The following is a 13,629-nucleotide window of genomic DNA, read 5'->3' as shown; positions in this document are numbered from 1 at the left end:
CGTTGATCGGCCGCACACCGGCAGCGCGTCCAGGTGCGCAGGGCATCGGGTGCTCCCCGCAGCGAAATCAAGGAGGAGGCGAAGCCGGGGGCCATTCGCGGAGGGGAGTACCCGGTGGCCTGCGCACACGCCCCGAACAACCGCATCGCATACTGGCGCGATGCACATCCTCTGGACCTACCTGCGGCCGCACGCGCGCCTCGCACTGCTCGCCCTCCTGCTGGCAGGCATCAGCCAGGTGCTGGCGCTGGTCGACCCGATCATCTTCGGCAAGATCATCGACCGGTACGCCATCCACCGCGACGGCAAGACAGAGCAGGAACTGGTCTCGGGCGTGCTGCGCCTGCTGGCGCTCGCGGTCGGCGTGGCGATCGCGTCGCGGCTTGCGAAGGCGCTGCAGGAATACATCACGCGGCTGGTGGTGCAGAAGTTCGGTACGCAGATCTTCAACGACGGCCTGCGCCAGTTGCTGCGCCTGAAGTTCCCCGAGTTCGAGGACCTGCGCAGCGGCGAAACGCTCTCGATGCTGCAGAAGGTGCGCGCGGACAGCGAGCGCTTCATCAACGCCTTCATCAACACCGCCTTCGCGGCCATCGTGGGCATCGGGTTCCTGGTCTGGTACGCGGTGACCAAGCACTGGCTGCTGGTGCCGGTGTTCCTGATCGGCGTGCTGGTGCTGGGCGGGCTCACGGGCCTGTTGAGCCGCGAGATCAAGAGCCAGCAGCGCTCGATCACGCGCGAGACCAATCGCAACTCGGGCTTCATCACCGAGTCGCTGCGCAACATCGAACTCATCAAGAGCCTGGGACTGACCTTTCCGGAAATCCGGCGGCTGCAGGCGCAGACCACGCGCATCTTCGCGCTCGAGATGCAGAAGGTGAAGCGCATCCGCCTCCTGTCGTTCCTGCAGGGCACCACGCTGAGCCTCCTGAAGCTGGCGGTGCTGTTCGCGTTGCTGTGGTTGATCTTTCGCGACGTGCTGAGCACGGGCGAGCTGATCGCGATGCAGTTCATCTCGGTCGCGATCTTCGCGCCGCTGCAGGAGCTGGGCAACATCATCCTGGCGTACCGCGAGGCCGAGGCGTCGCTCCTGAACTTCGAGGCGCTGATGCAAAAGCCCATCGAGCGGCGGCCCGAGTCGCCGATCAGCATCGGGCCGGTCACGCACCTGCGCTTTGCCAACGTGAGCTTTCGCCACAAGGGCGCGACGGACAACGCGCTCGACGACGTGTCTTTCGAGGCGGGCCTGGGCGACACCATCGCCTTCGTCGGGCCCTCGGGTTCGGGCAAGTCGACGCTGGTGAAGCTGCTCGTGGGCCTGTACACGCCCGCGAGCGGCGAGGTGTTCTACAACGACATCTCCACGCGCGACCTGCGCTACAACCAGGCGCGCCGGCAGATCGGCTTCGTGACGCAGGAGACGCATCTCTTCGCCGGCACGATCCGCGAGAACCTGCAGCTGGTGAAGCCCGACGCCACCGACGAGGAGATCCTCGAAGCCATGCGGCAAGCCTCGTGCGCGTACCTGGCCGAGAATTCGCCCGAGGGGCTGGACACGCCCATCGGCGAGCGCGGCATGAAGCTCTCGGGCGGCGAGAAGCAGCGGCTGTCGATCGCGCGGGCGCTGGTGCGGGAGCCGCGGCTCCTGATCTTCGACGAGGCCACCTCCGCGCTCGACTCGCTCACGGAAGAACAGATCACCACCACCGTGCGCGAGATCTCGGCGCGCAGCACGCAGATCACCATCCTCATCGCGCACCGGCTCTCGACGATCATGCATGCGGGCACGATCCACGTGCTGGAGAAAGGCCGAATCGTCGAGAGCGGCACGCATGCCGCGCTGCTCGAAGGCAAGGGGCTGTACTACGCGATGTGGCGCCAGCAGATCGGCGAGCGGCCGGTGCCGCGCGTGCCAGATGTCGAGCCCGTCGTCATTGCAGAACCACCGGGCGAGGCCGAGCCCGCCTGACAGTAACCCGTCAGCGCTGCGACGCCGGCGGCTTGCGCAACTTGGGCGCCGGTTTCTCGGGCTCGCCGCCGCCGAACAATTTTTCCACCTGCTGGCCGATGCGCGCGCCGATGGCCGTGCCCACGCCCGGCAGCACCGCGCTGCCGACCGCCGCGCCTGCGAGGGCGCCGCCGGTCAGCGACACCTCGGGGTCGCTCACGGTGCCGCCGATCTTCAGCGGCACGCCGACCACGCCGTCGACCAGGTCCACCGCGATGTCGCCCTCCATCTTGCGATTGAAGAGCCGCAGGTTGCCGCTCGCGGTGAGCACGCCCGAGCGCGCCTTGAGGTTGGTGTAGCGCATCACGATGCCGTCCTCGGTGCCCTGGGTGTCGAGCGTGCCGTAGAGTTCGTCCAGCGACGTGGTGCCGCCACGGCTGATGCCGGCGGTGGTCACGGCCTTGGCGATGTCCAGCTTGGTGAGCGTGGCCGGCTTGACCGTGAAGGTGGTGCGGGTGTGCAGCGCACGCATGAAGTCGCCGACCTCGTCGGCCTCGACCTTGAGCGTGGTGTGGCCCGAGACCTTGCCGGCCACCGATGCGCGGCGGTCGAAGGCCTGCACCAGCCCCTGGATGTCCACATCGCGCGGATCGAGCTCGGCCGAGATGCGCAGCTTGCCCTCGGCCGGCGTCTCGAACAGCGCGACGCCGTTCCACGTGCCGCCGCCCACGTCGATGCGAGTGCGCCAGCGGTCCTGCCCGGCTTCGCGGTCCAGGCGCAGCCGCGCGGGCGGCGTCGCGCCTGCGCGCTCCACGCGGGCCTGGCGCGGGCGCCAGTGGGTGTCGAAGGCGATCTCGCCGTCGTAGGCGAGCGCGATGTCGCGCCGGTCAATCCAGACCACGTCGCGCCAGCGCACCTGCTCCAGTGGAACCGGCGCGAGCGTCCAGGGCGCGGGCAGCGCGATGACGTTGCCGCCCTCGTGCGGCTTGGGGCCCTTGCCGCGAAAGGCGCGCACCGACTCGCGCGGCAGCACGAGGCTTTCGATCTGCAGCTCGTCCACGGCGATGACGCGGTGCAGTAGGTCAGAGAGCTTGAGCTGAGCCGCCACGCGGCGCAGGGTGATGGGGCGAGGCTGGTCGGTGGCGATGTCCGAGAGCACCAGCACCGGCGTCGGCAGCAGGGCCCAGTGGGCGCTGCCCACCTTCAGGCCGACGCCGAAGCGCTGCTCGAAACCCTCCGAAATGCGGGCGGCCACCTCCTCGTCGCTGGGCAGCCGCGAGCTCACGAACCACACCAGCGCGCCGATGCCGAGCAGCAGGACGGCGGCGATGCCGATGAGCCAGCGGCGCAGGGGATGCTTCATCGTCCCAAGTTAGCACGCAAAGGCGACTGCGGTTGTCAGCCGCCATCGCTATAGTTTCTGGAACCTGCCCCCGAAAGAACCCGAAAGAACCGAATGCGTATCTGGAAGAAAGAGATCTCCGTCGAAGAACTGACCCGCAACCACGTCGGCACGGCCGTGTCCACGCTGGGCATGGAGTTCCTGGAGGTGGGCGACGACTTCATCCGCGCCCGCGTGCCCGTAGACGAACGCACCCGCCAGCCCTACGGCATCCTGCACGGCGGCGTGTCGGTGGTGCTGGCCGAGACGCTGGGCTCCTGCGGCGCGCATTACTCGGCCCCTGAGGGCGACCGCGCCGTAGGCTTGGACATCAACGCGAACCACATCCGGTCGGTCACCAGCGGCTGGGTCATCGGCACCGCGCGGCCGGTGCACCGGGGGCGCACCACGCAGGTCTGGCAGATCGACCTGACGAACGAGGCGGGCGAACTGACCTGCGTGTCGCGAATCACGATGGCGGTGCTGCAGCCGCGCTGAGAAGGCGCGAACAAACCTGCTGCGCGGTCCGCTCTCGCACCCGCGGTCCTCACCGTACAAAGTAGGGCTCCGGTCCTAGGCGCAAGCTCGAACCGCTCGCTACGGTTTATTCACCCCTTCTGAGCCGGGCACGACGGGCCGGGCGGCCCTGCCATCTTCTTCTCTTGCGGGTGTGTTCAGGGCGGGGTTCATCGCCCACAATCACGCCCCGGAGCGCGCACGGGCGCACCGCCACAACCAACAAGAGGAGATAAGCAATGTTCAACTGGACTGAACGACCGGCGTCCGCGCTGGCCAACGGCGCCGTCATCGGCCCCGACGAGCGGCTGCCCTGGCTGCAGACCGGCGCGATGGGCATCCAGCACGTGATCGCGATGTTCGGCGCCACGGTGCTGGCGCCGATCCTCATGGGCTTCAGCCCCAACATCGCGATCCTGATGAGCGGCATCGGCACGCTGATCTTCTATTTCGTCACCGGCGGCAAGGTACCCAGCTACCTGGGCTCGAGCTTCGCCTTCATCGGCGTGGTCATCGCGGCCAGCGGCTATGCTGGCAAGGGGCCGAATGCCAACATCGCGGTGGCGCTAGGCGGCATCGTGGCCTGCGGGGTGGTCTACATCCTGATCGGGGCGCTGGTGCAGGCCATCGGCACGGGCTGGATCGAGCGCTTCATGCCGCCCGTGGTCACCGGCGCGGTGGTGGCGGTGATCGGCCTGAACCTGGCGGCCGTGCCGATCAAGAACATGGCGGCCAGCAACTTCGATTCGTGGATGCAGGCCGTGACCTTCCTGTGCGTGGGCCTGGTGGCGGTGTTCGCGCGGGGCATGCTGCAGCGCCTTTTGATCCTGGTCGGACTGATCCTGGCCACCGTCGTCTATGCGGTGCTCACCAACATCCTGGGCATGGGCAAGCCGGTGGACCTGAGCGGCATCGCCAACGCGGCCTGGTTCGGCCTGCCGACCTTCACCACGCCGGTGTTCACGGCCAACGCGATGCTGCTGATCGCGCCGGTGGCGATCATCCTCGTGGCGGAAAACCTCGGCCACCTGAAGGCGGTGACGGCCATGACCGGCCGCAACCTCGACCCCTACATGGGCCGCGCCTTCATCGGCGACGGGATCGCCACGGTGGTGAGCGGCGCCGCCGGCGGCACGGGCGTAACCACCTATGCCGAGAACATCGGCGTGATGGCGGCCACCCGCATCTACTCGACGGCGGTGTTCGTGGTGGCGGCGGTCATCGCGCTCGTCCTGGGCTTCAGCCCCAAGTTCGGCGCGCTGATCCAGGCGATTCCGCTGCCGGTGATGGGCGGCGTGAGCATCGTGGTGTTCGGGCTGATCGCCATCGCGGGCGCCAAGATCTGGGTCGACAACAAGGTCGACTTCTCGCAGAACAAGAACCTGATCGTGGCGGCGATCACGCTGATCATCGGCACGGGCGACTTCACGCTGAAGTTCGGCGACTTCGCGCTGGGCGGCATCGGTACCGCGACTTTCGGGGCGATCATCCTCTACGCATTGCTCGGCAAAACAAAAAACTGACCTCCAGGCTTGCCCACTTCGTGTGGCCTCCTACCCCCTTGCAGGGGGCGATGCCGGCGGCCCGGCAAAGCCGATTCCGCGGTATACCCGGAAAAGTACAAAGATGAAACGTCGTGCAAGAAGTGTTGTCCCGGGCGGTTGAAGGCGGGCCCGGTCACCGCCCGGAAGCCCGCGCCCGTTAGACTCCAACGCTTTCGCACCGACGTTTTCCCAATGGCCGATGTCTCCGCCGCGCGCACCAAGGCGGTTTTCGAATTCAAGAGCGCCACGCTGCCGCTGATTGCAGTGATCCTCAAGACGTCCGACCTGGACGTGCTGGCCGAGGCGCTCGACGCCCAGTTGGCCGACTCGCCCGATTTCTTCGAGCAGGAGCCGGTGGTGATCGACCTCTCGCAGCTGCCCGAGCAGAACGAAGAAGGCGAAGCCGCCGCCGAGCTCGACTTCGCGGCCCTGCGCAGCCTGCTGGCCCGCCACCAGACCCAGCCGATCGCGGTGCGCGGCGGCAACGACGCCCACAATGCCGCGGCGCGCGCCGCCGGGCTTTCGGTGGCGGCCATGCCCTCGGCCCCCGCGCCCCGGCCGCCGGCCCCGCCCGCCGAGGCGCCGGCCGAAGCCCCGCAGATCGTGCGCGAAGTGCCGGTGCCGGCCAACGGCACCCTGCTGATCGACAAGCCGCTGCGCTCGGGCCAGCAGGTCTACGCCCGGGGCGGCGACGTGGTGGTCACGGCCGTGGTGAGCTTCGGCGCCGAGGTCATCGCCGACGGCAACGTGCATGTGTACGCGCCGCTGCGCGGCAAGGCGATCGCGGGCGCTCGCGGCAACACCGAGGCGCGCATCTTCTCGACCTGCATGGAAGCGCAGCTCGTGGCCATCGCCGGCATCTACCGCACCAACGAAGTGCCGCTGCCGGATCCGGTGCTAGGCAAGTCGGCGCAGGTGCGGCTGGACGGTAAAAAGCTAGTGATCGACGCGATCCCCTGACGGACGCGGCGCTCTGAAACCAACAACAGAATCGAAACAAGAAGGAATGGCCATGGCCAAAATTGTGGTGGTGACCTCGGGCAAGGGTGGCGTCGGCAAGACGACCACGAGCGCCAGCTTCGCATCCGGCCTCGCGCTCGCGGGCAAGAAGACGGCCGTGATCGACTTCGACGTGGGCCTGCGCAACCTCGACCTGATCATGGGTTGCGAACGCCGCGTGGTGTACGACCTCATCAACGTCATTCAAGGCGAGGCCAACCTGAGCCAGGCGCTCATCAAGGACAAGCAGTGCGAGAACCTCTTCGTGCTGGCCGCCTCGCAGACGCGCGACAAGGAAGCGCTCACGCAGGAAGGCGTCGAGAAGATCCTGAACGACCTGGCCGCGATGGACTTCGAATACATCGTCTGCGACTCGCCTGCAGGCATCGAGACCGGCGCGATGATGGCGATGCACTTCGCCGACGAGGCGCTGGTGGTGACCAACCCCGAGGTCTCCTCGGTGCGCGACTCGGACCGCATCCTGGGCATGCTCAGCAGCAAGACCAAGCGCGCCAAGGACGGCGGCGACCCGATCAAGGAGCACCTCCTGATCACCCGCTACAACCCGAACCGGGTGGCGGGCGGCCAGATGCTCTCGCTGGAAGACATCCAGGACATCCTGCGCATCAAGCTGATCGGTGTGATCCCCGAGTCGGAAAGCGTGCTGCATGCCTCCAACCAGGGCGTGCCGGCGATCCACGACAAGGACACCGACGTGGCGCAGGCCTACAGCGACGTGGTGGCGCGGTTTCTCGGTGAAGAGAAGCCCATGCGCTTCGTCGACGCCGAGAAGCCGGGCTTCTTCAAGCGGATTTTCGGGAGCAAGTAGGCATGTCGTTTCTCTCGTTCCTGCTTGGCGAGAAGAAGAAGACTGCAAGCGTCGCGAAAGAGCGCCTGCAGATCATCCTCGCGCACGAGCGCTCCAGCCTCAGCGGCAAGAAGCGCCCCGACTACCTGCCCGAACTCCAGCGTGAGCTGGTGGCGGTGATTTCCAAGTATGTGTCGATCAATCCCGACGACATCAAGGTGCACCTGGAAACCCAGGACAACCTCGAAGTGCTCGACATCAAGATCGAGCTGCCCGATCCGGCCCCTGCCCGGTAGGAAAGAAGCGAAAGCGCACCGACGGGTCTTGAAGTACCCGCGCGGCCAGCGCCCGCTCCCAGGCGAGGTAATCGGCCCAGGCCGCATCGCGGCGCGGGCCGAACACGCGCATGACCGAGCCCCAGTCGTCGTCGAAGGGGGTCAGCAGCTGGGCCGGCACGAACGCGGTCGACAGCGGCCGCCCTGACGCCTTCCACGCCTCGGTCCCGCCCTGGAGCCAGGTGAACACCGCCCCCGATCCCGGCCAGCGCCGTTGCGCATCGCGCGCGACACGGCGCGCAGCCGCGCCATCGGGTGAGGTGAAGACCAGCGTGCGGCCGGCCACGGCGTGCGAGGCCAACGGGCCCAGCGATGCCGGCAGCATGTAGAGCGCGCCGGGCAGGTGGCCGCGTTCGTAGTCGAGGCTGGCACCCACGTCGATCACCGTCACCGCGCCGTTCCTGCGAAGTTGGGCGAGCGCTTCGGGGTCCAGCGGCGCGGGCGCGTCCGTCGCGTCCACGGCCGGCGCGGGGGGCGCCTGTTCGGGCGCCAGCGTGCCGTCGTAGACATACACCTCGGCCTGGTTGAGCTGCGTGAGCCAGAAGCTCGTGACCGCTGCGCGGAGGCGATGCGCCGCATCGTCGATCAGCACGATGCGGGCGCCGCGCGTGCCCACGAGGTTCTCGAAATGCATGAACAGCTGGCCGCCAGGCACCTGCTGCACCGCCGAGTCCGCGAAGGCCGGGTCGGCAGTGGGCCGCACATCGAAGATGTAGAGGGTGTGCGTGTTGTCGGCGCGCCAGCTGGCGAGCTGCGCGGCGTCTGCCACGGGAAGGGCGAAGCGCTCGAGCAGTTCGTCGGCGATGCGGCGCAGGACCTCGGGCGATTCGGGCGGCAGTTCGTCGTCGGGCGCCGCGTTCTGCACCGTCGGCGCACCTTGCAGGCCCCAGGCCATCACGCCGTCCTCGACGAACACCGCATCGGGCGCGCGGCCCAGCAGCCGCAGCGTGGTGGCGCCGATGATGCCGCGCGTGCGGCTGAAGCAGTTGATCGCCCAGACGTGTTCCGCATCGCCCGCCTCGAAGCGGCGCAGCGCGAGCTCGGTGCCGGCGTGGTTGCGCGCGCCGGGCAGCGAGAGGAATTCGAACTCCGCGCGCGGCCGCGCATCGACCAGCGTGGTCGGCAGGCCCTCGCGCTGGCGTGCGCGCAAGGCTTCGATGGGCAGGGCTGGCGTGCCGTAGTGCAGCCGGGCGCGGTCGCCGAAGGCCTTGACCAGCGTGCCGTAGCCGTCGATGGCGGGCAGGCCCTCCGTCACCCAGCGCTGAAGGCCGCCGTCGAGCGTGCGCACGTCGGTGTAGCCTAGGCGCCCAAGCAGCGCCGATGCCGCCTGGGCGGCGCCATCGGGCGCGTTGTAGTCGTCGTAGAGCACCACGGACGTGGAACGCCGCGGCACGAGCGCGCCGACCTGCAGTTCGAGCCCGCTGAGCGGCGCGTTGCGCGCGAGGTTGGGATGGCGCTGCACGAACCAGCGGGTTTCGCGCACGTCGAGCAGCGCGAGTTCCGCCACGGGCTCGGCCAGCAGCAGCGCCTGCAGCTCCGCGGGGGCGACAGGTTTCTTCGGGGTCCAGCTCATGTCGATGTCAGTCCGGCAGGATGCCCGCCCGTTTCACGACGGGTGTCCACTTGACGGCTTTGCTCTGGATCAAGCGGCCGAACTCCTCTGCGTCTTGCCCACGGTGAAGGCGCCGGTGCACCACGGCACGGCACGAGGGGAAAAGGGGCGGTCATGGGAACGAGCAGGCGATGGCGGCGCAGCAAAGCCGCCAAGCGTAGGCCGCGGCGGGCGGCAGCGGGAACGAAATTTCACGACCTTGCTTATGCGAAAAACGCGCATGCAGACGGCTTCTTCATACCTAGGATCGCAGTCCTTTGAGCCGTCCGCCCATGACATCGACCGCCAAACCGTCCACCGCACCGACGCGCACCCCGTCCGGCACGCACCGGGCGCATTGGTGGTGGCACTGGGAGGTGCCCACGCTGGTGCTTGCCGCCGCGCTCTACGGCGCCTGGGCAGCATTGCTGTGGTGGCATTCCGCGCTGCCGGGGTGGGCGCTGTTTCTGCTGGGCGGCTTTCTGGCGCAGCTGCATTCGTCGCTGCAGCACGAGAGCATCCACGCGATGCGGCACCTGCCCCGGTGGCTGCGCCATGCGGTGGTGTGGCCGCCGCTCAACCTGTGGCTGCCGTACACGTTCTACAACCGCGGGCACAGCGCGCACCACGTCAATTTCCACCTGACGCACCCGGAGCGCGACAACGAGAGCGCCTACCACTCGGCGCCCACGTGGGCGGGCTACGGGCCGGTCTGGCGCTGGATCTACATGGCGAACCAGACGATCGCGTTCCGCGTCGTGCTCGGGCCGTTCCTCAAGCTGTGGAAGCTGGTGCGCTTCGAGTCGCAGCAGGTGTTCGCGGGCAACTTCTCGCGGCTGCCGACCTGGGGCTGGCATGCGCTGAGCGTGGCGCCGGTGCTGTATTTCGTCACCGCGGTCTGCGGCATGGGCCTGGGCGAGTACCTGCTGTACTTCGTCTACCCCGGAATGATGCTGGGGTCGCTGCGCACCTTCACCGAGCACCGGTGGGCCGACACGCCGCACGCGCGCGTGGCCATCGTCGAGTCGAACGTGGTGTTCGGGCTGCTCTACCTGTTCAACAACCTGCACCACGTGCACCACCGCGCGCCGACGATGCCCTGGTACGAGATCCCCGTGTACTTCCGGCGCCACCGCGCGGCGGTGCTGGCGGCGAACGGCAATTTCTACTACCGCGGCTACGGGGAGATCGTCAGGCGGCACCTGTTCAGGCCGGTGTTCACGCCGGTGCATCCGGCTTGGTGACGCACTGACGGCCCTCAGGCCTCTGCCACGAAGCGGGTCACCCGCTCCAGCACGTCCGCCTCCTTGAGGATGCGGCGATGCCCCCAGCCCTGCGTGGCGACGAGCTGCGCGCGGGGGATCGCATCGCGATACGCCTCGGCATCGGCAAAGCGGTTCACGCGGTCGTCGCGGTCATGCACGATCAGCGTCGGCTGCGCGATGCGCGGGCCGGCGAGCGCGGGCTCGAACCGCGGCATCAGCACGCCTTCGCGCGCCTCGAACAGCCGCTGCATCGCCGCGCGCGTCTGCTCGCTCAGGCCGAATGCGTGCGCGAAGTAGCGCGTGTATTCGCGCGGCGACGCAGGCGGTGCGAGCAGCACGATGCGCTCGGCCGGCAGCCCGCGTCCCGCGGCATAGGCCAGCGCATTGGCGCCCAGCGAATGCGCGACCACGGCGCGCAACGCGCGGCCGTCGGCAGCGAGCCGGGCGGTGACGTAGTCGATGGCGCGCGCGAACTGCGCGCCGTTGGTGGCCGTGCCCTCGCTGCGGCCGTGCGCGGGGAGCTCGAGCAGCACCGGCCGAAGGCCCGCCGCTGCCACCGCCTGTGCGATCGGCAGCATCTGGCCCGCATGGCCGCCCCAGCCGTGCACCAGCAGCACGACCGGCGCCGATTCGGCCGCCGAGTCCTGGGCCGCCAGGTGGTAGATGCCCACGCTCGCGTTCTCGAAGGACCAGGCCTCGTGGCGCCAGTCGGCGCCGGGGTGCTGCCCGCGGTACAGCCACTTGGGCGGCAGTGGCGTGCCGAACACGCGGTAGGCCGCGCGCACGCCGAGCGCGGGCCAGAGGCGCTGCGATGCGCCCAGGCCGAAGCGCATCGCGCGCATCAGGCGGCTGGCGCCGTAGTAGTTCGTGGGGGCAGTGCGCGCGGCGGAGTTGCTCGTCATGTCGATGGGTTCCTTGCGGCTCAGTACCAGACCCAGTCCTGGTTGCTGCGAGGCAGGCTGCGCAGCGTGTCGCGGGCGGTTTCGACGCCAATGGCGACGGCATAGATGGCAAGGCAGAGGGCAATGATCAGCATGACGCTTCTCCTATTTATCGCACGACTGTGCGAAATTCTGGCAAAGAAAGACGGGGGCGAATCCACGTGCCCGACAGCTCAGGCGAGGTAGCTGGAAAGGAGCCGCTGCCAGGTCTGTGCAGCCCGGTCGGCGGTGTGGGGGTCGCGCAGGAAGCGCGCGTCGTGCAACTGGTTCATCATGATCCCGTTGATCTCGCTGACCAGCTGTGCGGGTTCGGTGTCGGGCTTGAGTTCGCCGGACTCGATGGCGAGCGTCACGGTGCGGCGCAGGGCTGCGCGCCAGCGCGTGATCTCCCCGAGGAGCACATCGCGCAGCTCGCCTTCGCGGTCGTCGAACTCGAAGGCGCCGGCCACGTAGAGGCAGCCGGTCTGGGCCTCGACGTCGCGGGTGCGTGCGATCCAGCGGGCCACGATGTCGTTCAGCCGCGCGAGGCCCTTGGGCTTCTGCATGGCCGGCACGAACACATCGGCCAGGAAGCCGCGGCCGTATTCCTCGATGACCGCCTTCTGCAGCGCCTCGCGCGAGCCCACGCGGGAAAACACGCCGCTCTTGGAGAGCCCCAGGCGGCTCGCGATGACCTGCAGCGAGATCGCTTCCAGGCCCTCGGCCAGGGCGAGGTCCATTGCTGCGCCGACGATGGCGGCGCGGGTGAGTTCGCTTTTCTGGGTCTTGGCGTCCATGCTGCAAAATTTAGCACAGTCGTGCGAAACTGCAAGCACGAAGCGAACGTCACACCGTAAAGATGTTTTGCTCATGTGGAACCAACAAACGCATCGTTCCCTGCATAAGCACTTGTGCAGAGAATCGCCGGTCGGGCCCCACTCCGGGGTCTTGATGACACCTCGGCGCCAGATGAACTTCCAACAACTGCGCTCGGTACGCGAGGCCGTTCGTTGCGGCTTCAACCTGACCGAAGTCGCTCACACCCTTCACACCTCGCAGCCCGGCGTGAGCCGGCAGATCCGCGAACTCGAGGAGGAGCTCGGCATCGAGCTTTTCGTGCGCGCCGGCAAGCGGCTCACGGGCCTTACCGAACCGGGCGGCCACGTGCTTCCGATCATCGAACGGATGCTGCTGGAAAGCAGCAACCTGCGGCACGCGGGGCAGGAGTTCGTCGCGCAGCAGAGCGGGCTGCTCTCCATCGCGGCCACGCACTCGCAGGCGCGCTATGCGATGCCGGTGGCCGTGCAGGAATTCCGCGCGCAGTTTCCGAACGTGAAACTGCACCTGCACCAGGGCTCGCCCAAGCAGATCGCGCAGATGCTGATCGACGGCGAGGCCGACGTGGGCATCGCCACCGAGGCGCTGGGCGACTACCCGCAACTGGTCGCCCTGCCCTGCTACCGCTGGACGCATTCGGTGATCGTGCCGCCGGGCCATCCGCTGCTGGATGCGCCGCTGTCGCTGGAGGCGCTCACGCGCTATCCGCTGATCACCTACGACACGGGCTTCACCGGCCGCTCGCGCATCGACGAAGCCTTCGAGCAACGCGGGCTCGCGCCCAACATCGTGCTCGCCGCGATGGATGCCGACGTGATCAAGACCTATGTGCACCTGGGCCTTGGCGTGGGCATCGTGGCCGGCGTGGCCTACGAGGCGGAGCGCGACACGCAGCTGCGCGCGATCGACGCGGGGCGCCTGTTCGGCATCAACCTCACCAAGCTCGCGGTGCGCCGCGGCAACTACCTGCGCAAATACGTCTATGCCTTCATCGAGTCGTTCGCACCGACCCTGACGCGGGCCATTGTCGAAAAGGCGCTGGGCGACGAGGCCAAGGCTTCCCACTACGAAATCTAGCCGTGCCACCCGGGCCGGTGCGGGCGCTGTTGCGTGGCGGGTACTGGGAACACGGCGGGGTTCAAAAGAAAGCGTACGCCTTCACACAAGGGGCGTACATTCGGGTTAATTCCTTGGCTTCCGGAACGGATCAGCAATGGCATCGACCCCGCAGCAGCAGCAACAGCAAACTAGGGCCGCCCAGAAGGCGGCCGATGCAGCGGAGCGACGAGAACGGTTGAAACGAGCGCTGCCCGCCACGGTGGAGCTCCTGCAGAGCCGCCAAGCCGACCGCATCGACGACAACGACATCGACGCGTACGTGAGCCTCAACTGGCTCGAATGGCACGGCGGCGGGCTGCGCCTGACCATCACGGGGCGCAACGTGTGCGCCCAATCGGCCTCCACCGCGCTGGCCTGACAAGCGTC

The 13,629-nt window shown here is 68.0% G+C and carries 13 protein-coding genes; 9 read left to right on the top strand and 4 right to left on the bottom strand.

The annotated features are described in order from the left end of the window. Positions 1 to 160 precede the first annotated feature (160 nt). Entirely contained in the window at positions 161 to 1,969 is a 1,809-nt protein-coding gene (locus RT97_RS20575) for an ABC transporter ATP-binding protein (RefSeq protein ID WP_042580676.1), read from the top strand. A gap of 10 nt (positions 1,970 to 1,979) precedes the next feature. On the opposite strand, the gene RT97_RS20570 is transcribed toward RT97_RS20575, so the two are convergent. Next, the gene (locus tag RT97_RS20570; RefSeq protein ID WP_042580675.1) at positions 1,980 to 3,311 is read right to left on the bottom strand and encodes a hypothetical protein; all 1,332 of its coding nucleotides are present in this window, start codon (positions 3,309 to 3,311) and stop codon (positions 1,980 to 1,982) included. A gap of 93 nt (positions 3,312 to 3,404) precedes the next feature. Here RT97_RS20570 and RT97_RS20565 point away from each other — a divergent pair, with 93 nt between their 5' ends. The 5 genes from RT97_RS20565 to minE all read left to right on the top strand — a co-directional run bounded on the left by RT97_RS20565 (position 3,405) and on the right by minE (position 7,492). After that, positions 3,405 to 3,827, top strand: coding sequence for a hotdog fold thioesterase (locus RT97_RS20565; protein ID WP_042580674.1), 423 nt, complete (start codon positions 3,405 to 3,407; stop codon positions 3,825 to 3,827). Between the two features lie 257 nt (positions 3,828 to 4,084). Continuing rightward, entirely contained in the window at positions 4,085 to 5,368 is a 1,284-nt protein-coding gene (locus RT97_RS20560; protein WP_042580673.1) for a solute carrier family 23 protein, read from the top strand. A gap of 213 nt (positions 5,369 to 5,581) precedes the next feature. Next, positions 5,582 to 6,349 (top strand): septum site-determining protein MinC, encoded by a 768-nt coding sequence (gene minC, locus RT97_RS20555; protein WP_042580672.1) that lies wholly within the window; start codon positions 5,582 to 5,584, stop codon positions 6,347 to 6,349. A 52-nt stretch (positions 6,350 to 6,401) separates the two neighbouring features. Beyond that, a complete protein-coding gene (minD, locus tag RT97_RS20550) occupies positions 6,402 to 7,217 on the top strand; it encodes a septum site-determining protein MinD (protein ID WP_042580671.1) in 816 nt (271 codons plus the stop codon). A 2-nt stretch (positions 7,218 to 7,219) separates the two neighbouring features. Beyond that, entirely contained in the window at positions 7,220 to 7,492 is a 273-nt protein-coding gene (gene minE, locus RT97_RS20545; RefSeq protein WP_013538543.1) for a cell division topological specificity factor MinE, read from the top strand. Here the strand turns inward: minE and RT97_RS20540 are convergent. Further along, a complete protein-coding gene (locus RT97_RS20540; RefSeq protein WP_042580670.1) occupies positions 7,455 to 9,104 on the bottom strand; it encodes a rhodanese-like domain-containing protein in 1,650 nt (549 codons plus the stop codon). The two genes, minE and RT97_RS20540, sit on opposite strands and share 38 nt — an antisense overlap. 311 nt (positions 9,105 to 9,415) lie before the next feature. Between RT97_RS20540 and RT97_RS20535 the strand changes: the two genes are divergently transcribed. Further along, positions 9,416 to 10,366, top strand: coding sequence for a fatty acid desaturase (locus tag RT97_RS20535; protein WP_042580669.1), 951 nt, complete (start codon positions 9,416 to 9,418; stop codon positions 10,364 to 10,366). A gap of 14 nt (positions 10,367 to 10,380) precedes the next feature. Here the strand turns inward: RT97_RS20535 and RT97_RS20530 are convergent, their stop codons facing one another. Together RT97_RS20530 and RT97_RS20525 are read right to left on the bottom strand one after the other, a co-directional pair. After that, complete coding sequence (locus tag RT97_RS20530; RefSeq protein WP_042580668.1) at positions 10,381 to 11,289, bottom strand: alpha/beta fold hydrolase; 909 nt, start codon at positions 11,287 to 11,289, stop codon at positions 10,381 to 10,383. A gap of 212 nt (positions 11,290 to 11,501) precedes the next feature. Next, positions 11,502 to 12,104 carry a TetR/AcrR family transcriptional regulator gene (locus RT97_RS20525; RefSeq protein ID WP_042580667.1) on the bottom strand — a complete coding sequence of 201 codons (603 nt, stop codon included), beginning with the start codon at positions 12,102 to 12,104 and terminating at the stop codon, positions 11,502 to 11,504. Positions 12,105 to 12,276: 172 nt separating this feature from the next. On the opposite strand from RT97_RS20525, the gene RT97_RS20520 reads away from it, so the two are divergent. Together RT97_RS20520 and RT97_RS20515 are read left to right on the top strand one after the other, a co-directional pair. Continuing rightward, complete coding sequence (locus tag RT97_RS20520; protein WP_042580666.1) at positions 12,277 to 13,221, top strand: CysB family HTH-type transcriptional regulator; 945 nt, start codon at positions 12,277 to 12,279, stop codon at positions 13,219 to 13,221. A 217-nt stretch (positions 13,222 to 13,438) separates the two neighbouring features. Continuing rightward, positions 13,439 to 13,621, top strand: a complete 183-nt coding sequence (locus RT97_RS20515) for a hypothetical protein (RefSeq protein WP_253278278.1) — start codon at positions 13,439 to 13,441, stop codon at positions 13,619 to 13,621. Positions 13,622 to 13,629 lie beyond the last annotated feature (8 nt).

The sequence above is a fragment of the Variovorax paradoxus genome (genome assembly GCF_000834655.1).
In the GTDB taxonomy this organism is placed as follows: domain Bacteria; phylum Pseudomonadota; class Gammaproteobacteria; order Burkholderiales; family Burkholderiaceae_C; genus Variovorax; species Variovorax paradoxus_F.
This window is presented reverse-complemented; position numbering and strand designations above follow the sequence as displayed.